The sequence below is a fragment of the Paenibacillus canaveralius genome, assembly GCF_047238265.1.
Classification (GTDB): Bacteria; Bacillota; Bacilli; order Paenibacillales; family NBRC-103111; genus Paenibacillus_F.
On sequence record NZ_JBDFMM010000001.1, the window covers coordinates 5,120,571 to 5,142,507 of the forward strand.

General features: G+C 53.1%; 22 protein-coding genes. 5 read left to right on the forward strand and 17 right to left on the reverse strand.

What is annotated here, in order from left to right; genetic code table 11:
* Positions 1 to 7: 7 nt before the first annotated feature.
* The 4 genes from ABC395_RS23075 to ABC395_RS23090 all read right to left on the reverse strand — a co-directional run bounded on the left by ABC395_RS23075 (position 8) and on the right by ABC395_RS23090 (position 6,289).
* Positions 8 to 886 (reverse strand): carbohydrate ABC transporter permease, encoded by an 879-nt coding sequence (locus ABC395_RS23075; RefSeq protein ID WP_103996403.1) that lies wholly within the window; start codon positions 884 to 886, stop codon positions 8 to 10.
* A gap of 369 nt (positions 887 to 1,255) precedes the next feature.
* A complete protein-coding gene (locus ABC395_RS23080) occupies positions 1,256 to 2,578 on the reverse strand; it encodes a sugar ABC transporter substrate-binding protein (RefSeq protein WP_413006790.1) in 1,323 nt (440 codons plus the stop codon).
* 343 nt (positions 2,579 to 2,921) lie between these two features.
* Entirely contained in the window at positions 2,922 to 4,532 is a 1,611-nt protein-coding gene (locus tag ABC395_RS23085) for a response regulator (protein ID WP_413006162.1), read from the reverse strand.
* Entirely contained in the window at positions 4,529 to 6,289 is a 1,761-nt protein-coding gene (locus ABC395_RS23090; RefSeq protein WP_413006163.1) for a cache domain-containing sensor histidine kinase, read from the reverse strand. The genes ABC395_RS23085 and ABC395_RS23090 overlap by 4 nt, the downstream gene beginning before the upstream one ends.
* Positions 6,290 to 6,508: 219 nt before the next feature.
* On the opposite strand from ABC395_RS23090, the gene ABC395_RS23095 reads away from it, so the two are divergent.
* The 5 genes from ABC395_RS23095 (at position 6,509) to ABC395_RS23115 (ending at position 11,585) form a co-directional block, all read left to right on the forward strand.
* Positions 6,509 to 7,591 (forward strand): cobalamin B12-binding domain-containing protein, encoded by a 1,083-nt coding sequence (locus ABC395_RS23095; RefSeq protein WP_413006164.1) that lies wholly within the window; start codon positions 6,509 to 6,511, stop codon positions 7,589 to 7,591.
* 33 nt (positions 7,592 to 7,624) lie between these two features.
* The gene (locus tag ABC395_RS23100) at positions 7,625 to 9,367 is read left to right on the forward strand and encodes an ATP-binding protein (protein WP_413006165.1); all 1,743 of its coding nucleotides are present in this window, start codon (positions 7,625 to 7,627) and stop codon (positions 9,365 to 9,367) included.
* A 225-nt stretch (positions 9,368 to 9,592) separates the two neighbouring features.
* Positions 9,593 to 10,210, forward strand: coding sequence for a nucleotidyltransferase domain-containing protein (locus tag ABC395_RS23105; RefSeq protein WP_413006166.1), 618 nt, complete (start codon positions 9,593 to 9,595; stop codon positions 10,208 to 10,210).
* A gap of 246 nt (positions 10,211 to 10,456) precedes the next feature.
* Positions 10,457 to 11,077, forward strand: a complete 621-nt coding sequence (locus ABC395_RS23110) for a GTP pyrophosphokinase (protein WP_181024459.1) — start codon at positions 10,457 to 10,459, stop codon at positions 11,075 to 11,077.
* A 184-nt stretch (positions 11,078 to 11,261) separates the two neighbouring features.
* Positions 11,262 to 11,585, forward strand: a complete 324-nt coding sequence (locus tag ABC395_RS23115; RefSeq protein WP_103996395.1) for a potassium channel family protein — start codon at positions 11,262 to 11,264, stop codon at positions 11,583 to 11,585.
* 138 nt (positions 11,586 to 11,723) lie between these two features.
* On the opposite strand, the gene thrC is transcribed toward ABC395_RS23115, so the two are convergent.
* The 13 genes from thrC to ABC395_RS23175 form a co-directional block, all read right to left on the reverse strand.
* Positions 11,724 to 12,977: a threonine synthase gene (gene thrC, locus ABC395_RS23120; protein WP_413006167.1), complete on the reverse strand. Its 1,254-nt coding sequence runs from the start codon at positions 12,975 to 12,977 to the stop codon at positions 11,724 to 11,726.
* Between the two features lie 186 nt (positions 12,978 to 13,163).
* Positions 13,164 to 13,799 (reverse strand): histidine phosphatase family protein, encoded by a 636-nt coding sequence (locus ABC395_RS23125; RefSeq protein WP_413006168.1) that lies wholly within the window; start codon positions 13,797 to 13,799, stop codon positions 13,164 to 13,166.
* 191 nt (positions 13,800 to 13,990) lie between these two features.
* On the reverse strand, positions 13,991 to 14,488 hold the full coding sequence (locus ABC395_RS23130; RefSeq protein WP_413006791.1) for a GNAT family N-acetyltransferase: 498 nt from the start codon (positions 14,486 to 14,488) through the stop codon (positions 13,991 to 13,993).
* A 336-nt stretch (positions 14,489 to 14,824) separates the two neighbouring features.
* Positions 14,825 to 15,802 (reverse strand): DMT family transporter, encoded by a 978-nt coding sequence (locus ABC395_RS23135; protein ID WP_413006169.1) that lies wholly within the window; start codon positions 15,800 to 15,802, stop codon positions 14,825 to 14,827.
* A gap of 6 nt (positions 15,803 to 15,808) precedes the next feature.
* The gene (locus ABC395_RS23140) at positions 15,809 to 16,483 is read right to left on the reverse strand and encodes a GntR family transcriptional regulator (RefSeq protein WP_413006170.1); all 675 of its coding nucleotides are present in this window, start codon (positions 16,481 to 16,483) and stop codon (positions 15,809 to 15,811) included.
* A 70-nt stretch (positions 16,484 to 16,553) separates the two neighbouring features.
* Positions 16,554 to 17,273, reverse strand: coding sequence for an ABC transporter ATP-binding protein (locus ABC395_RS23145; protein WP_413006171.1), 720 nt, complete (start codon positions 17,271 to 17,273; stop codon positions 16,554 to 16,556).
* 27 nt (positions 17,274 to 17,300) lie between these two features.
* Positions 17,301 to 17,666: a GntR family transcriptional regulator gene (locus ABC395_RS23150; protein WP_413006172.1), complete on the reverse strand. Its 366-nt coding sequence runs from the start codon at positions 17,664 to 17,666 to the stop codon at positions 17,301 to 17,303.
* A 4-nt stretch (positions 17,667 to 17,670) separates the two neighbouring features.
* A complete protein-coding gene (locus tag ABC395_RS23155; RefSeq protein ID WP_413006173.1) occupies positions 17,671 to 18,444 on the reverse strand; it encodes a hypothetical protein in 774 nt (257 codons plus the stop codon).
* Between the two features lie 505 nt (positions 18,445 to 18,949).
* Positions 18,950 to 19,513, reverse strand: a complete 564-nt coding sequence (locus tag ABC395_RS23160) for a hypothetical protein (RefSeq protein ID WP_413006174.1) — start codon at positions 19,511 to 19,513, stop codon at positions 18,950 to 18,952.
* A gap of 129 nt (positions 19,514 to 19,642) precedes the next feature.
* Positions 19,643 to 20,140, reverse strand: coding sequence for a HEAT repeat domain-containing protein (locus tag ABC395_RS23165; RefSeq protein ID WP_413006175.1), 498 nt, complete (start codon positions 20,138 to 20,140; stop codon positions 19,643 to 19,645).
* A 96-nt stretch (positions 20,141 to 20,236) separates the two neighbouring features.
* Positions 20,237 to 20,377 (reverse strand): DUF7336 domain-containing protein, encoded by a 141-nt coding sequence (locus tag ABC395_RS27415; RefSeq protein ID WP_459564682.1) that lies wholly within the window; start codon positions 20,375 to 20,377, stop codon positions 20,237 to 20,239.
* Positions 20,378 to 20,472: 95 nt separating this feature from the next.
* A complete protein-coding gene (locus tag ABC395_RS23170) occupies positions 20,473 to 20,922 on the reverse strand; it encodes a hypothetical protein (protein ID WP_413006176.1) in 450 nt (149 codons plus the stop codon).
* Between the two features lie 257 nt (positions 20,923 to 21,179).
* Entirely contained in the window at positions 21,180 to 21,935 is a 756-nt protein-coding gene (locus tag ABC395_RS23175) for a Cof-type HAD-IIB family hydrolase (protein ID WP_413006177.1), read from the reverse strand.
* Positions 21,936 to 21,937 lie beyond the last annotated feature (2 nt).

Below are 21,937 nucleotides of genomic sequence, written 5' to 3' on the forward strand. Positions count from 1 at the left end.
CCTTTCGTCATACAGCCTGATTCCGTCTCATGAGACGCTGGCTTCCCGCGATCAGCACCAGACTGATGATGATAATCAGCGTGGAAATGGCGCTGCCGTAACCGAAGCGGTAGACGGAGAACGTGTTGTTGTACATATAGGAGGCGAGCAGTTCCGTTGAATGCGCAGGACCGCCCCCGGTCATGACATAGATCAGGTCGAAAGCTTTCAAGCTTCCCGAAATACAGAGCACGATCGTGACCTTCACGGTATCCCAGATCATCGGCAGCGTAACGGAGAACAGCTTGCGGCTTCCCGTCGCCCCGTCGATCATGGCGGCATCGTCAATATCCGAAGGAATATTTTGAAGCGCCGCGATAAACATAATCAGATAAGGCCCGATATAGTTCCAGATAATCGGAACGGTCAGCGCGAGCATGGAGACCGATTTGTCGGAAAGCCAGGCTTTCTTCCACGATTCCAGCCCTACCGCATCGAGCAGGAAATTCAGAATCCCGATTTGCGGGTGATAAATGTAGCTCCAAATAATCCCGACAACGACCGACGAAAGCACCATCGGCATAAATACCGCCGAACGGATGAAACGCTGGAAAAAGTTACTCTTGCGCAGCACCAGGGCCAGCACGAGCGCGATCGGCACTTGTCCGAAGACGGAGGCCGCTACCACGATCAGGTTATTTTTTAACGCGAGCCAGAAGATCGGATCCTTCAGAGCTTCGACATAGTTATCAAATCCGTTGAACTTGGCTTCTCCAATCCCTTTCCAGTCGAAAAATCCGTAATACGCCGACCAGAAAATCGGGATAATGACAAATACGCTGTAAATAAGCAGCGCGGGCAGGAGACCAAGCACGATAAAGTTGGTCCTTCTTGACGTGGAAATCATGGCGTCTCTCCCCTCCTGTTGGTGTACCTTCTAGGCGGTTCATAATATCTACTAAACCTATCAGGAAGCATGGTTATTCACCGGTGAAGCAGCGTACGGAAACAGCGGCAGACTGCATAATGCGAGGCAGGCTGCGGATCCGTTTCCGCCGTGCTTTTTTCCTACCGGAATTTTAGTGCCCGGCTTTTCGCCGGGATCGTTTTGTTTATGAGCTCCATCGTTTGTATATCTTCCGGCTTCCCGGAGGCGCCGACATCGGGCCGTCCGTTGTTCCGTCGGGTCTTACTCCGCCGTTCGGGTAATCTCTCCGCTTCTCTTTGTTAAAAACGGGGCGACCAGCGCCCCGCTTCTTTTACTGAAGAAATCGTGTTATTTGCCTAGGGCTTTCGCCTGGGCATCTTGCAGTTTCTTCGCGATATCTTCCGGTTTGCCGCCCATCAGAAGCTCCTGGATTCCGTTGTTGATCACTTCGGAAGCCGCGGAGGAAAGCTGGGAATCATAAACCGGCGTACGTTTTACCTGGCTGACCAGATCGTTCACTTTCGCGAAAAGAGAGGAAACCTTGCTCTTGTCCAGCTCGACTTTATAGGAAACGAGCTGGTTGGACTCCAGCGTGCGCTTCTGCGCGTCCGGTCCGGCCATGGCCTGGATCAGCTTGTCAGCCGCTTCTTTCTTCGCACCCTCCACTTTCTTGTTGAGGCCGAGGCCAATGCCTACAACGCCGGAGAGGGATTTCGGATCGCCTTTGCCGTTAGGAACGGAAGGCAGCACCGTGACTTCGATGTTGTTCAACGCTTCCGGCTGCGCGCCGTTGGTCAGGTTCGTCAACGCCCATCCGCCGTCGATCATCATAGCCGCTTTGCCTTGTGCAAACATTTGCTCCATTTGAGTGTTGTCGATGGAGTTAAAGCCTTCCTGGAAAGCTCCCGCCTTGCCAAGGTCCTGCAGCGCTTTCAGAGCAGCTACGAATTCGGGATCCGTGAACTTCGCGCCGTCTTGTGCCGCCGCTTTCATAAACCATTCCGTACCTGTGTAACGGTCGGCCAGAGAGCTGAGGATACTGGACTGCGCAAGCCATGCCGCTTTATTGCCCAGAGCGATCGGGGTAATTTTCTTGGATTTGAACGTTTCGACAGCTTTCATCATTTCATCCCAAGTTTTAGGTACCGTTACGCCGTTATCATCAAAAATTTTCTTGTTGTAGTAAAGGATAGAGGTCGGGGACAACGACATCGGGATGCTGTACACTTTGCCGTCTACCGTAAAATCGTCGAAGGAGTTCGGGAGGAAACCGTTCTTCCATTCCGGATTTTTGTCGAGCAGATCGCCTACAGGCTGAAGCAAGTTACCGCTTACAAATTCTTTGGTCATAGCGCCCGGCCACATTTGGAACAGATCCGGCATTTCGTTTGCCGCTGCAACCGTTTTCAAACGCGTTTTGTAACCGTCCGGCGGAATCGCCTGTACTTCAAGGTCCACATTCGGGTTCGCCTTTTTGTATTCTTCGATGATCGCCCGCATCGTTTTGGCGCGTGCGTCTTCTCCCGTAAAGTTGTGCCACAGGGACAGCTTTACTTTCTCGGTTCCTTTAGCGGCGTCGCCCGTGCCCGTTGCTGCCGGCTCTTTGCTGCATGCGGATAACAATGAGAGTGACAGAATCAACGCAATACCTGTTTTTGCCGTTTTTTTCATCATGTGTAACCCCTCCTTATCTCTATTCTTTTTTAGTATAAAAGGGGACAGCCATTGTCAAAAGGGGGTTGATTTCGGGGATAGGGTGGGGTAAATTCAGCCCTTTTATACATCGCCCCCATCCAATACCTGGAACAAAGGAAGGCTCCGCAGATGCAGGCAAGCATCGCGGAGCCTTCCTTTTAAACACCTGCAGGGCCGCGTGCAACCGGGGCCTCCTGCTATCCACGGAATCGGGGAGCCTTCAACCTGCCGAATCCGGGGCCGGAATTTCCTGCTTGCGGACGTTATCCGATTTCCCAAAAACACAAATCCGGTCAACGGCCGGGACCGGGTCCCCCGCTCACTGCTTGCCTTCGCGTCCCGCACGGAATTCCGTCGGCGTCTGTCCCGTGTATTTTTTGAAGAGTTGGCTGAAATATTTAATATCCTCGTAGCCGACCTTCTTGGCCACCTCGCTGACCTTGACGGGAGTCTCGCTTAATATTTCGGCGGCACGGCGGATACGCTCCCTCATGACGAATTCAATGTAGTTCACGCCCGTTTCCCGTTTGAAAACTTCACTGAAATGATTCGGATGAACATGAACGTGCCCCGCCACCTGCTGAAGAGTCAGAGTCCGGTCGAGATTATCCTGGATATAAGCTATCGCCTTCTTGATATAGAGAACGCCGTCTTCCGACACGTATTGATAATAAGTTTCCATAATGACGCGCAGGCGCAGGTACAGGTTCTCCTGGAGATCGCCCTGTCCTTCGGCACCCGCTCCGTCTCCCGCCAGAGGATCTCCCTGAACGCGTATGGCCGGGTCCTTCTCGGGCAAGCGGGGAAGCTGCGGCATGCCGAGCGCCGCGGCGGTCCGCTCCAGCCAGCGGTGAGCCGCGACGACTAGCGAATCCGAGTAGGCTTTCAGCGAAGCGGGCGTTGCCTCGGCATCGGCGATCTCGCCGTCAAGCGCCTTCTGCACGAAGCTGCGCAGTTCGATCGGGTTGCCATTCTTAAGGAGAATCGTCAGGCCGGATTCTTCCTCCTTCGAGCAGACCGTGCGCCCGCCCTTCCGGCCCTTCACCGTTTCGTAGGCAAGCAGCGTTTCCGCTCCCGCGAAGCCGCGGAACGATGCGGTATAGACCGCTTCCCGGTATGAGCGGGGCACCTGCCCCAGACCGGTTACACGCGAGCCTGCGGCGGTGAACAGCATGCACTTGAGCTTGTCCGAGATGCGGCCGAGCCTGCTCCGCAGCGCATCCGCGTCCCTGCTATCCGCCCGGAGCAGAACGACGATGTCGTCTCTGCGCCGCAGGGTCTCGCAGGGCAGCAGTTCGCCGAGCATGTTGTCGACGGCGAACTGGAGCAGGCTCCCCGCAGCGCGGCTGTCGCCCCAGCCCTGCACGCTGATCAGGATGACCTGCAGGCACACGCCCGCCGCCGCTTCCGGCGGATGAGGAAGGCCGAGCTTGGTCAGTACCTGGGGCACCTGCTCCAGCGAATCGGCGTCGTCGATGCCTTCGGTCACCAGACGCTCCAGCAGCCTGCTGCGAAAGGCGCCGCGCTGCATATTGTCCGCCTTGCGGGCGTCCCACTTGCTCACAATCCGCTGCTTGGCTTTCATCACGGCCCGGATAATTTCTTCCGGCCGGCTCGATTTCAGCAAATAATCGCCTATGCCGCCGCGGATAGCCTGCTGAACGTAAGCAAAATCGTCGAAGCCCGTCAGCACGATAATTTCACTGTCCGGGAGGATCTGTTTCATCTTCTCGGACATCGTGATTCCGTCCATGCCGCCCATCCGGATGTCCGTCAGCACGATATGGGGATGCTCGGCGGCGGCACGTTCCAGCGCTTCTTCCGCCGACTCCGCGGCCGGAAGGAGACGAAAGCCCAGCTCTCCCCACTGAATGACCGTGCTTAAACCGGTGCGGATAATGACTTCGTCATCGACAATCAGAATATTCATGCTGTCCCCGCCCCCTCCACAATCGGTATCATAAATGTGATCACCGTGCCTTCTCCGACGATGCTGCGGATATGCAGCCCCGCCTCGCTGCCGTAATGAAGCTGGAGCCTCCGGTGAACGTTGCGCAGTCCGTAGCTGCCCGGCACGACAGGCTCGTCCGCGGCCGACAAGGCCGCCCGGATTTCGTTCAATTTATCCGGCTCGATTCCCACCCCGGTATCTTCCACCATAAAAGTCAGCTCCGTGCCCATCCGCTGCGCGTAGACGCGGATGCTGCCTTTTTCGCGCTGCTTCTGGATGCCGTGTATGAGCGCATTCTCAATGAGCGGCTGAAGCAGCAGCTTCAATACCTGCTTCTGCCGGATATCCGGGTCCACGACAAACTCGATATCAAATTTATCGGGATAGCGGACAGCCTGAATGGCGGCGTAGTGCTCCGCGTGGGAAACTTCCTGCTGCACCTCGCAGTATTCCGCCCCCTTGTTCAGGCTGAACCGCAGAAAATCACTGAGGTGGCCGACCATCTCGGCTATTTTCATATCCTGGCTCATCAGAGCCATCCAGTGGACCGATGAGAGCGTATTGTACAGAAAATGCGGATGAATCTGCGCTTGAAGAGCAAGCATATCGGTCTCCTTCTTCCGCGCTTCGTTCAGCTTCACCTGCTCGGTCAGCCGCTCTATCCGGTCGCTTAACCGGTTGTAGCTCCGCATCAGCTGCCCGACCTCGTCGGCCGACGTGACCGGAAGGGCTTTCATAGGTTCCTCCGGATCGGTATCCTTGAGGAACCGGGTCAGCATAAGCAGCGGCTTCGTCACGCGCTGGACGAAGAAAATGACGAGCGAGGCTACGAGAACTACCGCGATCGCAACGGCCGCCGCCGTTAAGAGCAGCACGTAACGGTTCTGCTCGCGGAAGTTTTTGTACGGCATAATACCGACCAGCTTCCAGTCCACCCCGGGCACCGTATCGTACAGAACCGTGTTCCTGTCGACGCCCTGTCCCACATTAAAGGACCCCGAGGTCTCCGTTATCCCGGGCATTCCCGGCATCCATTCGGACAAGGGACGGTTCAGCCACTCCATACCGGCACCGGCGATGATTTTGCCCTGTTCGTTCACAAGCAGGACGCTGCCGCCCTCGCTGATGTTTGATTTGCGCAAGGTGTCGGCGATCACTTTCTCATCCAGGCTGATCGTCAGGCTGCCCAAATGGGCGAACGTATTCACGCTGCGGATGGGCCGCACGAGGGAAATCACCGTTTTCTCGCCGATCGTCGTCTGGTTCTTATACATCGGCGTCCACCATTTCGGACGGTTGCCCGGTTCAGCGTCTTTGGGTCCCGGCCAGTCGGGCATGCCGGAACTGACGATGCTGGTATTGGATAAAGAGGGCAGGTCTCTCGCCGACTCTATCGTAATTTCGGCAATATAAGGTTTCGAGAACGCCAGGTTGGTCAGAAACCCTATAATAATGGTAGGCCTTAGCGCATCCCACTGGGTATCGGACAAATACTGCTGCACGTCCCGCTGCCCGATCAGAAAGATGGACATATTTTCTACGTCCTGGACCATAAGCTCCATGTTGGTTCTCATCTGGGTCAGAAGCCCGAAACCGGACTGCTTCGCCTTTTCTTCCGTTACCGACGAAGCGATTTGATAGGAAAATATCCCGAAAGACAACAGCGGAATCCCTATGGATACCAGCATCAAAAATGATAGTTTCCGCTTCAGCGAACGATCCAGCCAGCGCCTCATTGTCTATCCCCCGCTTGATAAGTTGTTCAGATCATGCCGAAACATGCAGATAGCACCATCCTAACATACATTTCGGTCCATTATCTTAACTTTTTAAGCCTTTCCGCGAGCCAGACAATTTCCAATTATGCCGAAAAAGGGTATAATGATAGAAACGTCCGAGTTTCCCGTCTACTAAAATGTGGTATCGACGATGCCTTTAAAGGAGGTCACCCTATCATGAATCATGAGGAAACGGGCAGACGCCTTTTTCAAATGGCGGAGGATTTAGCGGAGTATGTGACTCAGCTTCAATACAAGAAGCAGCCGGATCTTGTGGAACGGTTCGGCGAGCGCGGACGTTTGCTGACGATTCAAGACTCCGGTTACAGCATCAAGTACTTGGCCGAGAGCGTATATATGAGAAGTCCCGACTTGTTCAATCACTACACATCCTGGATGACGGAGCTGCTGTCCGGCTATCAAGTCTCCAGGGAAGATTTGGCGCTGAATTTCCAGATGATCGAACAAGCGATTAACGCTCATTTCGGGGAAGCGGACCGCGCGCTGATCGGCGAGTACCTCGAAGTCGGACTTCATCAGATTCAATGTGCCCAGGCTTCGGAAACTTTCTTGCCCGAAGAAGGGCCTTTCTCGGAAACGGCTATCGCTTATACCGAGGCTATCCTGCGGGCGGACCGCCGCGAGGCGCTGAAGCTCATTTTAACGAAGCTGGAGGAAGGCATGGCTATAGCCGACCTGTACCTCCATGTCTTTCAACCGTCTCAACGAGAAATCGGCCGGCTGTGGCAGACCAATCAGATTACCGTCGCGCAGGAACACTTGTGCACGGCTGCCACACAAATGATAATGTCGCACTTGTATCCGCACTTGTTTGCAACCGAGCGCAGCGGTAACACGATGGTGGCCGCCTGCGTGGGACAGGAGCTGCATGAAATCGGATTACGCATGGTCGCCGATCTCTTCGAACTGAACGGTTGGGACACCTACTATCTGGGCGCCAATGTCCCTACGCGCAGTTTGATCCGCACCCTTGTCGAGAAGAAAGCACAGCTAGTCGCCATCTCGGCGACGATGACGTTTCACGTGCATCTGGTGGAAGAGCTAATTGCCGAAATCCGCAGCAGTGAAGCAGGACAATATGTGCACATTCTGGTGGGCGGACTGCCGTTCAATATTGACCGCGATCTCTGGCGCAAAGTCGGAGCGGACGGTTATGCGAACGACGCGCAGGAAGCCATTCGGCTGGCGGACCACTGGAAACACCACCGTATCGGAAACGAACTAGCCCGGTCCACCTGAGACCGTTCGTTTACCGAGGAAGGAGGATTCTACGTGGATCCCAATATGAAAACAGAGGACGAACGCCTGGAAATCGCCCATTATCGCCAAACGATCGAGAAGCTTTCCCAGCAGGTCATTCAGGCAAGACAGCGCGAAGAACAAGCCCTTACCCAATTCAGCTCCCTGAACAACGAACTGATTACGCTGCAGAGACAGCTTTCCAAAACAAATGTAGAACTGGTCCAGTCCAAAGCGGAGGCCGAAAGAGCCAATGAGGCGAAAAGCATGTTTCTCGCCACCATGAGCCATGAAATCCGCACACCCATGAACGGCATTCTCGGTATGGCCGAACTCCTCGCCGACACTCTGCAGACCGAAGAGCAGAAACAATCCATCGCCATTATCGAAGAGTCCGCTTCGCTTCTTCTGACGATCATTAACGATATACTTGATCTTTCCAAAATCGAGGCCGGCCATATGCAGCCGGAACCCGAAACCTTCGAGGTCCGGAAACTCCTGAATCACGCCCTGAGACTTCTGGAACCGAACGCTTCCCGTAAGCGAAATAAGCTGAGGGGGACCGTCGATGAATCCGTAGGCCAATTTCTGACCGGAGATGCAGGAAGAATCCGACAAATTCTGATTAATTTAGCGGGAAATGCCATAAAATTTACCGACGGCGGCGAGATTCACATCCGGATCCGCCTGCTGCAAAGCTCGGCGAGCTTCCAGACTCTGCGCTTTGAAGTAACGGATACAGGGGTCGGTATCCCCGAAGAGCACGTCAATCGCGTGTTTGAGCCGTTTTACCAGGCTCATACCCAGCGGGAGGACGCTCAGAAGAGCACGGGCCTCGGGCTCTCGATCTGCAAGCGGCTTGTCGAATGGATGGAAGGACGCATCGATGTGACGAGCAAGGTGGGCATCGGCTCCTCCTTCTGGTTTGAGCTGCAGCTCGCGATTCCGTCTGAAGCGGAATACCGGCAGGAAGCGGCTGCCGCCCTGCAGCCGACCGGAAACGGCATCGGCCCCGCCTTCACGGACGAAGAGCGGAGCCAGCCGCTCCTGCTTGTCGAAGACAACGCCATCAACCGGCAGGTCGCCCTTCTCCAGCTCCAGAAGCTGGGCTTTATGCACATCGACACGGCGAGCAATGGCGAAGAAGCTCTGGAAGCGCGCTCCCGCAAAGATTACGCGCTCGTGCTGATGGATTCGCAGATGCCGGTCATGGACGGACTCCAGGCGACTCAGCTCATCCGCGAATGGGAGAATGCCCGCCGGCATCCGCGGAGCGCCATCGTCGCGCTGACGGCAAGCGCCATGCAGAGCGACCGGTTGCGCTGCCTGGAAGCCGGGATGGACGACTTCCTGACGAAACCGATCCAGCTCTCGAAGCTCCAGTCCGTCATCCGCAGATGGCTTCCCGCCGGTCCGCCCGAGCCCCTGAGCGAGCATGTGCTCATCCCGGAGGTTATCCGGGAGCTTAACGGGCTGGATGAACCCGGCTCTCCCGGCGTGCTGGCCATGCTGCTCGGCATGTACCAGGAGCAGACGCCTTCCAAGCTGAATCAGCTGGAAGAAAAAATGCGGGCGGGCGATCTGACCGCCGTCCAATATATTTCACACGACCTTAAATCGACAAGTCTTAGCCTTGGAATCGATCAATTTTCGAAGCTCATCGAAAAAATCGAAAGTCAGGCCAAGAACGGAACCGTTCATCTATCGGGCACCATCTTTAAAGAGCTGTGGCAGGCATACGATAAAGCTTGCCGGGAACTCAAAGCACTTCTCTAAATTTCCTAAAATAGCTGTCTAAAGGCTGGCGGAGAACGATATGAAATGTCGAAAACGAATGAACCTACCCTGAATGGCGTTTAAACTTCCCAAAGTTTGAACGCCATTTTCATTTTGCCTAAGGAGGATTGTCCATGAGATACGGAATATCACCCATTTGATTACCTCCCCGCTTCATTAACAGATAGCGGAATAACGCAATATTATAGATAGCGGGGGATATCAATGAACAACGAACACATACAAAAAGCAGCGGACTATTTGTCGGACAAGTACGAAGGGCATTCGATTATCCTCTACGGCTCCTACGCGAACGGGGATTATACGGACGAAAGCGATCTGGATCTTATGATCTTCTCGGATTTTAATTTCAAAAGAAACGACACCTCCCGGATAGACGGCCTGCTGCTCGATGCCTGGATTCATCCCACATCGTCCATGGACGATCCGATCCGTTTTCTGCATATTCATGATGGTGTAATTGTGACCGACAGCTGCGGGCTAGCTGCTCCTTTTCTGGAGAAGATTAAAGCCATAGTCGCGAAAGGACCGGAAAAATTAGGTCCGGAAGAGGCTGATTTTCAGAAGGCATGGCTTCAAAAAATGTTGAAACGGGCAGGAAAAGGCGACGCCGAGGGCGATTTCAGGTATCACTGGATGCTCACGGACAGTCTGGAAATATACTTTAAGCTCAAAAGCCGCTGGTATTGGGGGCCCAAAAAGTCTCTAAAATGGCTGGAACAGCATGAACCCGCCACTTATCAGCTTTTCAGAAAAGCGCTCTCCCCGCTCGCCAGGCAACGGGATGTCTCAGAACTTATCGGGCATATCATCGAGAGCTGACCTGAAACCTGACAAGGGCGTTCGGCAGAACGTCCTTGTTTCGGATATCCGGCGTAAAGCAGGGATATGTCTGCGCTTTTCAGGGCAAGGATAAGTATTCCGGAACGGCTGCGTTAAGCCGAAATACGGAGGAATTTGTGTTCGGGGTCCGCAGCCTGTAAAATTTATACCAACCGTACCTTTCGAAAACCCGGCAGACTTTCCGGCCGGTTAGGAGGATTTATTTTGATTGTGGATATAAAAAACATGAAAAGCTGGGCGCATTTTCTGCTCACCTACAAATTTGCTCTGGATGAGGTCGGCACCAAGCTGCAAATCCTGAACGAAGAGTTCCAGTTCATTCACGATTACAACCCTATCGAGCATATGAAAACGAGAATCAAAGCGGCCGAGAGTATCGCCGCCAAGCTCAAACGTAAAAATCTCGAAATCACGATGGACAACACCCGCGCCTATATCCGTGACATTGCCGGCATCCGCATCATCTGCTCGTTCTCGACCGACATCTACCGGATCCATGACATGATTTGCGGCCAGAACGATGTGCGGGTTGTCCAGACGAAAGATTATATCAAGCACCCGAAACCCAACGGCTATCAAAGCCTTCATCTTATTATTGAGATTCCCGTTTTTCTCACCAACCGGATCGAGCATGTGCCCGTGGAGATCCAGATCCGCACGGTGGCCATGGATTTCTGGGCAAGCCTGGAGCACAAAATTTACTACAAATACAACGAAGGCGTTCCGGCTGAGATTCGTCAGGAGCTTAAGGACACTGCCGATCTGATCGCCTCCTTGGACGCCCGGATGCTCGCGCTGAACAACGAGGTTCAGAGCCAGAAGGCGCTCGTCAAACCGGAAGCCTGACGTACCTGGTAGGCGGGTTCCCGGCTAAGCGGTTCCTTAAGGCGATCCGGAGCTTTTGTACGGCAGCCGCCGCTTTGAAAACGAACTCGGATTCGGAATACGGAATACGGAACACGGACAACGAACAGCGGACACTTTGCCGGTATCGACAGCCCGCACTTTCATCTGAAGCAGGAGTGAAACCATGGTATCGTTTATACTCACCCTTAAAAGACTCGTCAGCGGTTTATGGCACGCTTTTAAAGAAAAGGATTTTCAAGTTCTGTTCGTGCTGATACTGCTGATTCTTATGTCCGGCACGATTTTTTACACGCAGGTGGAGGGGCTCTCGGTCCTGGATGCCCTTTATTTCTGTGTGGCGACGCTGAGCACGGTCGGACATCCCGAGTTCGTTCCCCATACCGAGCTGGGTAAAATCTTCACGATCATTTACATCATTGCCGGTACCGGCCTGTTCCTGGGGCTCATCCTGCGGGTCGCCTACGGCATTATGACAAGCAAAAAATAACCCCCTTCCTACGGGAGAAGGAATCCGCTTAATGAAAGAGCCGTTTTCGCGAGAAGGCGGCTTTTTGCTGTGCGGCCCGGCCTTAATAAAGAAAAACCCCGTCCTCCCTTACGGGAAAAACGGGGCTTGGCACCTCATTTATTTTATCATGGCAAAAATGTCGTCGTAGGTCAGGCTGGACGGAATGATTTTGTTGGAGAACGGTTTGTTATCCTCCAGGTGGTACTCGCGGAGCGCATCCGTATCTTTCAGCATGTTACCCGTCAGAATGCAGGCCACGGTCTCGTCTTTGTCCACAATCTGCTGGGAAACCAGCTTGCGCAGACCCGCTACCGTCGCCGCGGAAGCCGGCTCGCAGCCGATGCCGGACGCGTCGATAACCGCCTTCGCGTTCAGAATCTCCTCGTCCGTGACGGATACGGCAACGCCGTTCGTCTCCTGGAGGGTGCGCTGCGCTTTGCGCCAGCTCGGCGGATCGCCGATGTTGAGGGCCGAGGCTCTCGTGTACGGATTCGGCTCCGCTTCCAGCGCCGTTTTGCCCTCCGCGACCATCTTGTAGAAAGGACTCGCACCCTCCGCCTGCACGAGCGCCACGCGCGGCAGCTTATCGATCAGACCGAGCGCATAAAGATCGGAGAGCCCTTTGCCGAGAGCGGAAACGTTGCTCAGCGCGCCGCCGGGTACGAAGATCCAGTCGGGCAGCTTCCAGCTCATCACCTGCGCCAGCTCGTACACGATGCTCTTCTGGCCTTCGATGCGGAACGGGTTGATCGAGTTGCAAATATATAAACCAAGCTTCTCGCTGCTTTCCTCCAGAAACTTGATGCCGTGATCGTAAGTTCCTTCGATGGAGAAAATATTAGCGCCGTAAGCTAACGTTTGCAGCACTTTGTTCAGGGAAATGTTCTTGTTCGGCACGAACACGTAAGATTTGCGGCCCGCCAGAGAAGCATACATCGCAAGAGAAGACGACGTGTTGCCCGTGGAGGTGCAGGTAAACCGGTCATAGCCCAGGGAACGGCCGTGCGTAACCGCAACGGTCATACCGTTGTCCTTGAAGGAACCGCTCGGATTCTCGCTCTGAGCCTTAAGCCAGACGCTTCTTGTCCCCGCGTAAGAGGCAACCGCATCGCTCCGGTACAGCCCCGTATTTCCTTCGTATTTGGTCACGATCGCCGAATCTTCCACTTCCGGGAAAATCAGTTCTTTATAACGCCATACTCCGCTTGCATAAGGGGAAAGTCTGTCGGAAAGCCGATTGTGGAAACGCTGCTTCAGTTCATCGGCATCCAGACCGGTAAAATCCTGAGAGATATCAAGCATTCCATTGCACGTACAGGTATAACGGAATTCGGCAAACACCTTGTTGCACTCAACGCAGACAAATTTCATCGCGGTTCGATAGACTAGCGCCTATCTTCCTCCTAACAAGATTAGATTTATCGCCTCATAAGAGTGGCGGACATACCGGGACGGGTCAGCTTTTAGTTCTACGTCAGATCTGGACCGGAATGATTATCCAATGCGATCTTTTGTGGTATTTTTGCATACTCTATGAAAAAAATCAATCATTTCCGCTCAGAATGCGCCTTCGATTTCATTTTTATAATGAGAGATATCGGCGTGCAGAACGATCCGCGGAACGCCGTCCTCCAGCTCCACCTTGCACAGGCAGGTCGGATGGATATAAGGGAGCTCCCACAGATCGCGCAGATCGCGGCTTTCGAAATACGCCATGATCAGCTTGAGGGCAACCGTGTGAGTCACGATCAGCACGCTTTTGCCCGGATTCTCTTCCGTGATCCTCAAAATCTCACCGACCGCTCTCTCCCTTACGTCCTCATACGATTCGCCTTCACCCGCGCGAAATTCATGAGGCGCTTTCCAGAAAGCATGATGCCGCTCCGGCTCGCGCTGCTCGATATCCGATAAAATTTGTCCTTCCCACTCCCCGAGGTTCATCTCTCTGAGGCTGTCCCGCTCCGCAATGTCCAGCTTACGAGCGCCCCGGATAATCTCGGCTGTCCGGACAGCCCGGGGGCTCGAACTGGAATAGATGCGGTCCAGCGGCACCTCCTCCAGCGCTTCGCCCAGCCAGACCGCTTGGGTTTCGCCGAGGGAAGTCAGCGGAGAATCCTGATGCCCCTGCATTTTGCGGAGCACGTTCCATTCGGTCTGCCCGTGACGGGTCAAATATAAAGTCGTTACCGCCATTTTGTATCCCTCCCCTTATTGATTTCATTCTTTTTCCTCACCACGCGAAGCTCCCAGCGCGCGGTGCCCGGCGTCACATGACGGTGGTCAACCGGTAATCTGCCGCCTTTATCTGTATCCTGCCGTCTTTATCCGCATCCTGCACCCTATGATCGGAGCTTTGCCCGAACCGGCCCGAATTGCTTCTGCTTCTACCCGGTAGGAGCTTTGGAAGATTGGGCAGGCCCGCCCGCCAGGCGTTTCTCGAAACAGATACTCGCTTCACTGCCGATATATTCGCCGTATCTGTCGATTTCCGCATAGCCATGCTTCTTATAGAAATAGAGGGATTCCGGCTGTTCCGGGCCCGTTTCCAGTTTGACCGAAACGAAATTCCGCTCCCTTGCCCGGTCCTCCAGAAACGCGAGCATGCGTCCCGCGGCTCCTCTTTTGCGATAATCCCGGTCCACAAAAAAGCGCTTCAGCTCCGTGCTCTCCGCATCAAGCGGACGAATTCCTCCGCAGCCGACCGGCCGGTCGCCATCGTATGCGACCACAAAAACAGATTGATCCAAACGGGGATCGTCCCGGTCAAGGCCGAAAATGTCCTCGGCGGGATAGCGCTGAAGCAGCTCCTCGTCCAGTTTTTCAATCAGCATCCATAGATCGGAATGCTTGGCGTCCACGTGTTTTAAAGTAAGCTCCTTCATTTTGCGCACTCATTCTATGCTCCGGGCGGGTTTCTGGCAGGTTTCCTGCGGGTTTTTACATGTATCCCGTAAAAGTGTCTCTACATACATTCGATTTTGCCTGCCCATCTCCTTTTTCCGGTTCTTTGTAAGCAATGGGCGAACCTCCTGTGGACAAGTCTTGTTGTGGATATGTTAATAATGAAATTCCATTCTATGCACAGATGGGCTTTTAAAGGTGTAGATTATGGGGATAACTTTGTTGATAACTTCTGGTGAATCGAAAAAAACCGCCTCCCAGGAAGAGGAAATTCTCTTTGGGGAGTACGGTTTCTGGGGATAACCGGAAATTCTCGGTTACTTTTCCATCGAAAGTTCTGCCTGGGAGCGGGCTGCGGGCCGCTGATGAGACACATGGCTGTGCAGTACCATACCGGCCACAATAATCCCTATGCCGAGCCACGACAATGCCGAAGGAAGATCGGCGGACAGCAGCAGCACCTCGCCCGCCAGGGCAAAAAGCACTTCGCCCGACTGCGTCGCTTCCACGGCAGCCAGCTTGGACACGTCTTCCCGGACCATGTCCGTGGCCCGGAAGAAGAGAATCGTGGCGATGACGCCGGAAGACAGCGCGACGGTGAGCGACTGGAAGGTCTGCTCGGGGCTCGGCAGTCCTGCGCTCGCGTAAGCCCAGCCCGCCAGGAGCAGCCAGAACGGCAGGCTGGCCAGCGTCATGCCGAGCACGCGCTGGAACACGTCCAGCTTGCCGCCGCACAGCTCCATCATCTTGCGGTTGCCGAGCGGATAGGCGAAGGATGCGACCACGATCGGCAGGACGCCGAGCAGCAAATCCTTCGCCGTCAGCGAGCCGGCCTGCTCAAGCTGGAGCAGGAAGATGCCGGCCAGAATGACGAGCGACATCGCGAGCCCGCGCAGCGGAATCCGGCTGCGGACTTTCACGGGACCGCCCGGAGTCATGGCCGTCTCCCAGAAGAGCGGGGCGAGCAGGGAGCCCGAGATGATGGTGAGCTGCCACGTTCCGGCGGTCAGCCAGCCGGGGGAATAGGCCGCGGCGAAACACATGGGCGCGTAGAACAGCCCGAAGCCGACCGTGCTCCACAGGAGCCATTTCCACGGATGCAGCCGCATGACGCGGAAGAGAGGCTGCAGGTTGTGGCGGCCCGCTACGATCAGGAGCAGGAACGGAACCATGAAGAGGTAGCGCAGAGAGCCGCTCCAGAGCCAGCTCCCTCCTCCCAGCTCCATTTTACGGTTAAGCACGAACGTAATGGCGAAGAAAAAGGCGGATAAAATACCCAGCAGTATCGGTTTCATGGATGTTCAGCCTTTCTCTGCTTGATTGCTCCCGGTCAGCCGCTCCCCCAAGGTGAGCCAGTTCTCTTCGACCAGACGGGAGACGGCCGCCGCATCGCCCTTCCGGCAGGTTTCGGCAATTTCGCGGTGCTGCTCGACGGATTGAAGCCCGTGAACGGAAGCGAACCGGGAAATTTCCAGCCGCTGCACTTTAGGCAAGATGCCTTTCAGCGCGGCCATAATTTCCGGGTTGCCTGCCGCCCGCAGAAATACGGCGTGGAAAGCGCCGTCCGCCTCGATGGCCGCCGCAACGTCGTTCCGGCCGAGAGCCTCCTCCAGCGCCCGGTTGGACTGTTCCAGCGCTTCGTAGTCTTCGGGGCCCAGACAGGGCACGGCCAGACGGGCGGCCAAGGCGTGGAGCGCCGCCACTACGGTGAAGGCGTGCCTGCCTTCCTCGGGCTTCAGCGGCGTGACGCGTGTCGCGGAGCCCGGAACCGCTTCGACAAGCCCCTCGTCTTCCAGGCGCTTGAGCGCCTCCCGGACAGGCGTGCGGCTTACGCCGAACTGCTCGGCCAGCTCCTGGTCGCTGAGCTTGGCGCCCGGCTCCAGCTCCAGCGAAACGATCGCCTGCCGCAGCGCCTCGTAAATCTCGTCGCGGAACGATTGGCGTTTAATTCGTTGTATAGTTGGTTTCGTTTTCATAAAACCAATATATTGGTTTATAGATGAGTTTGTCAACCTCTTTTCCGGGCACAGAAAAAGCAGGCGGGCGTTATCCGCCCACCTGCCTCATCCAGTTCACAAGTCCGATCCCGTATTCGCTTTGAATTTGTTCAACCGATTCGTCCCCGGCGACCTCGCCGTCCCGGATCAGAATAACGCGGTCCAGCAAAGGCTCAATCTCGTCGACTTCGTGAGTGGACAGGACAAGCGTCTGTTCTTCCATGTCCACGAAAGAAATCACGGTCCGGATGATCGATTCCCGCACCAGCGGGTCCAGGCCGGACAGTGGTTCGTCCATCACGATCAGGGGAACCTGTCTGGCGAGCACGAGCACGATTTTCAGACGCGCGCGGTTGCCTTTCGACAACCGGCCGACCTTTGTCTTCAAATCCAGCCCGAAAACGCCGGCCAGCTCCAATGCCTTCGCAATGTCAAAATCCCGGTACATCGCGGTGTAAAAACGCAGCGTACGCTCCACGGTATGAGCCGGGTAGAACACGTCCTGCTCCGGCAGGAACGCGATCCGCCGCGAACTGATCCGCGATACCCGCTGTCCTTCAAGCTCCACCCTTCCTTTGGAAGGCTGCAGCAGACCTGCCATCAGCTTCAAAACGGTTGATTTTCCGCTTCCGTTCGTGCCGATGATGCCGATTATCTGTCCCTTCGGTATGCGGAAAGTGACGTCTTTCAGCACTTTTTTGCCGATAAAACTCTTGCTTACCCCATCGAACGCGACGATAGGTTCCGTACCGTACCCGGTTTCTGCCATTTTCATTTCCTCTCCTCTGAAAGACCCTTAATTCAGTTTGAGAAATTTCTGTACATTCTCTATAATCTGCTCGTTGGAATAGCCCAAATCATGCATTTCCTCCGCGAATCTTTTTAATTCTCCTTCTTTCAGCTCATCCCGGAGCCGCGTTAACAACGGCTCGTCTTCCGTAACAAACATCCCCTGTCCCCTCCGGCTTTCGACTATGCCCATACGCTCCAGCTCCATATTCACTCTCTGGACCGTATTGGGATTAACCCCGAACTGTACGGCAAGTTCCCGGACCGAGGGCAGCTTGCCTCCCGGCGGAAATTCCTTGCGGATGATTTGCCGGCATACCCGCTGAACCAGCTGCAGGTATATCGGCTGCGAGCCCGAAAACTGTTCAGGCATGAACTTACACCTCCACTTTGCGATCCAAAAGCCAGGCCGGTATATACACAACGACAGCCAGAGTTGCCAGCGACCAAATCATTTCTCCCGAGTAAAACGGGTCGCCGTCCAAATCAAAGGCGTAGCCCCACTTGAACAAGAATTGGTACACCGGGCTCATTTCAAACGTATATTCCACGAGCATGACCGCCCCGATCAGAATAATCGCCGCCATCCACCGCAGCCGGCCGACGCGGTTGCTTAGTGCCAAAGCCGTGAAGTACACCAGAACCGCCATGGCTGCGATGTAAAATGCCATAAAGAAAAAGATAAGAGCCTCTTTAACCCCCGAGCCGTGAAGGAGACCCGTGAAATAATTGACGTGTCCCGCTAAATAAAACGGATCCTCCCCCGCACGTTCGATCAATGTCGTTTTCTCCACCTTGTACATCCACAGGAACATCGTAATCGAGACGAGCAGACCGCCGATCATCTCCGTCAGCGCGGCCGCATATTTGGCCCCGATCAGCTTCCAGCCCGGCTGCGGCAGCTGGAACCAGAGCGGTGCCCGCTCCCGTTCTTTACCGAAACTGATCAGCAGATAAACGGACGGAAGAAAAACATGCAGATAAATGATGCCCAGCCACAAGGGGGTGACAATCCCCGACTGGTAGCGGTAAGCCATAAACGTCATCAAAGCGATCATACCGACGGAAAAGGCTGCCCAGGTTTTTTGGGAGCCGGTCACGGCTGTCCGTAAGCCGATTTCTTTCTTGAATAAATTCCACCATGCGTTCAAAGTGTATTCCTCCTCGGTCGGTTCTTTGTGTTACTGTATTAATTAAATAGTACACTGGTACAAAAGGAGTGTCAACCCGTATTTTTTCTTTGCCGGCTTCTTGATTGGGAGCCTATAAAAGTTAGAACTTACACCCGGAAATCCCATCCGCTACGATATACCGTAGGGAATGGACCTCTTGAGCAGAAAGGAGACTAGCCGGAAATGACACTCCGACTGATGAAACTTGTGAAAAGAAAACTACTGAGCGCAACCGTTTCTTCACTTTTGTTCGCTTTCTTTTCCGCCTGGTGCACACGGCACGGACCTTTCTTTTATCATCCGGCCGCCAGTTTGGCGGCGGCCGTTTTTTTTTTGCTGTGGATATCGTTCTGGCAGCCCGTTTTCGGCGTGAAAAGAAATAAAAAAGCAGCTGCAACGGGCTGCTTGTAGGGCTGGCTTTTCGCCAGGTATGAATTTTAATCGCGTAAATCATATACGTCTTGTATCAAAAGGACGCCTTTACTCAAGTTGTCCTTATAAACAAACCATTTTCACTTGCCATCTTTGTACAATCATTGAATGTTTCTTTGTTACTGCAATAGACAGGGAAACTCAAATCAAAATTTCCGATAACCACAAAACTTCCAAAAAAGAAATTCGAAAAACAAACCTCTCTAGTTGATAAGCTTAGTATCAATTTTATGATAGAAATGTCTCTAACTTTTATTAAGGAATCTTCTACGATACTCTTTTTCAGATTTAATACCAAATTGACCTCTTCTGTATCAAACTTTTTCGTTAATTCCCTATGATTAATACTCTTAAATTTTCCAGTAAAAATATAAAAATCCGGGTACTTTCTAATGCAATTAAATACAAATTCAACAAAATTCTTTTCGTATTTGATATTATGTCCTTCATAACTAAGCAGCCTTTGTGCCTCTTCTTCATTTAAAGCGCGGTTATATTTATCCAGAATCCCAACAACTAATTCGCGAGGATTATCATGATTTTCAACATCCAATCGTCCAAAAGTGCTAATTACTTTTTCGATTTCATTAATAGAAGCATATTCTACGGCTTCCAAAAAGGCACCTCAATTTCTTGAAATATTACTCATTATATGGAGAGTCCTTCAATTACAAGACGGATATTTTCCTTAGCATAAAAAGATTACGGAGTCTGTCCTAAAGATAAGATAGACAGCCCTTTTCCATTATTGATTGGCATTAAAAATCTTAAGCACTTCTTGCAATTTCTCGTGGTCTGCGCTCGATTGTTCAAAACTTGCCTGTAATTTATTTCGGCAAGTGCGTTTCATTTCTTCCGACATATGTTGAACATTTATTTTTAGAAGGGAATTTGTTTGCATCTTGACCTCGTAGTTTCCTTTGATCCATAATTCCGTGAATAACTCTCCGTGTCGGGAGCAATCAAAGCTTTCTAAAGCATATAGCAAAGTTCCTCTGGAATTTATCGTTTTGGGACTACTAAGTAAACTGACTAAAGGAGCAACGGCATCCTCACATCCTATATCCGATAGCGCCATTGCAATCGTGTTTCTTAACTGATTACTGTCGGTTTCCAGTAAGATGGTTATTAATGCGGGAACGGCTTCAAGCAGCTTGAGCTCACCTATTTTTTCTACAATCAAATCCGCCTCGTTTATGTTATTTTTACAGAGTTCTTCTTGTAAGGACTGAATTAGTTCCACTCACTATATCTCCTTTTCTATTAGCTTACCAACCTTCAAGTTCAGCAGAACCCAAAAATCCTTCTTCCCACTCATTTTTATCCACATGATATTCATCTATATAAAAATCTTCGGGGTATTCCTTAAAACCAGGCAATTCTTTATATGTATTACTTTTTGCGCTTTATCTCTTGTAGAATAGATTCCAATTACTTTGGTATATTCAATTTCGTTTACTTCATAACTGTGCTGCAGCAAAAAAAACTGTTTTCACGGTTATTCTCCTCTACTTTTCGGGATTCTCCCAGCTTATTCCGTCGATCCCCGCGTATTCGATGACTCCATTTTCCATCCTACTGACTTTTCTTTCTTACCAGGCTTTCTAACTGTTCCGTATCATTAGTAGACCAATTTTTCTTATGCAGTTCTCTAACAACTTTTCTGGAAACCTTACCAATGGCTGTTTTCAACCTATCAATCTCAATCTCCTTCGAAGCTAGTATTTCAAAGCCCTCTATTTTTCTTCGAAGGAAATTTAAGGTGACTTTTTTGTCGCCTGATTTTACACCACGGACATAAAAAGGACCGTCCATAAAAAGAAATTCTACTGTCGTGCCGACGGATGACACTTCGAGCGTCCCTACCGATTTGTTCCACCAGCATAAAATAACTACGATAAAATCGTTCCACCCGTGTTCGGGAAAATAAAAATTTTCAAATTGAAAGTAAATTTCACCCGTAATAGAGCCGTACCGGCTTTTCTCGAGTGTAGACTCGTCGCCAACAAGTATTGGACTCAACATGTTCATCTCCTGCGACTAGGGCAAATAAAGGATCCCCATTGATTTACTGCCCATTCGTTCCAGCTTCTTTCACCATCTTTATCATGAAAGCCGCACATACACGCCAAATACTCTATCTCTTACTCCTTCTAGAAGCCTGCCACCTAATCCTGCCCCCAAACTCCGGGCTAGTCCCCGCTTTTTGAGGATTTGCAGGCGCCCCTTCACCAAAACAAAAAGCCGGTTACCCGTCCGGATAACCAGCTTCACTCCCAAAATCAATCCGCCGCCCCATCCAGCCCGAAAATATACCGCCGAATAGCCTGCGCCACCCCATCCTCGCCGTTCGTGCCGGTGACGGTATCCGCGGCTTCTTTCAGCTCCGCGTCGGCGTTGCCCATCGCGATGCCCAGGCCGGCGGCCTGGATGAGCTTCCGGTCGTTATGATGATCGCCGATGGCCATAACCTCGTGCATGCCGATCCCGAGCAGCCCGCATACTTTACGTACGCCGGATTCTTTCGTCACTCCGAGGGCGGAGATTTCCATGTTCGTATCGGCAGAACGGGTCACTTCAAGCATGCCCATCTGCCTCACCTCTTCGCGTAGATCCGCAATGACCCCTAGGTTGTGATGGCCCATCCCGAATTTCATCCAGTCCCGGTCGAACATTTCCTCCATCCACTCTTCCCGGTTCGTCAAGCTCTCCACGCTGTAGCCCCAGTACCAGGCATCCGCCCCGGCCGCCAGCTTATGCAGCTCGCGGATTTGCTGCCGGGACAAATAGTGGCGCTCCCACAACCGGCCCGGACCTTTCCAGATCTCGGCCCCGTTAAGCAGCACCATGGGCACATCCAGCCGGAGGTCGTCCCAATACGACTTGGCGGTCTGGATGCCCCGTCCCGTCGAGAAAATAACGGTGACGCCCGCCTCCGTCGCCTGCCGGATCCATGTCCGGTTCATCTCGGATATGCGCTTGTCATCGGTCAGCGTGGTGCCGTCCAGGTCGAGCGCGACCAGTTTGTATGCCGACATGT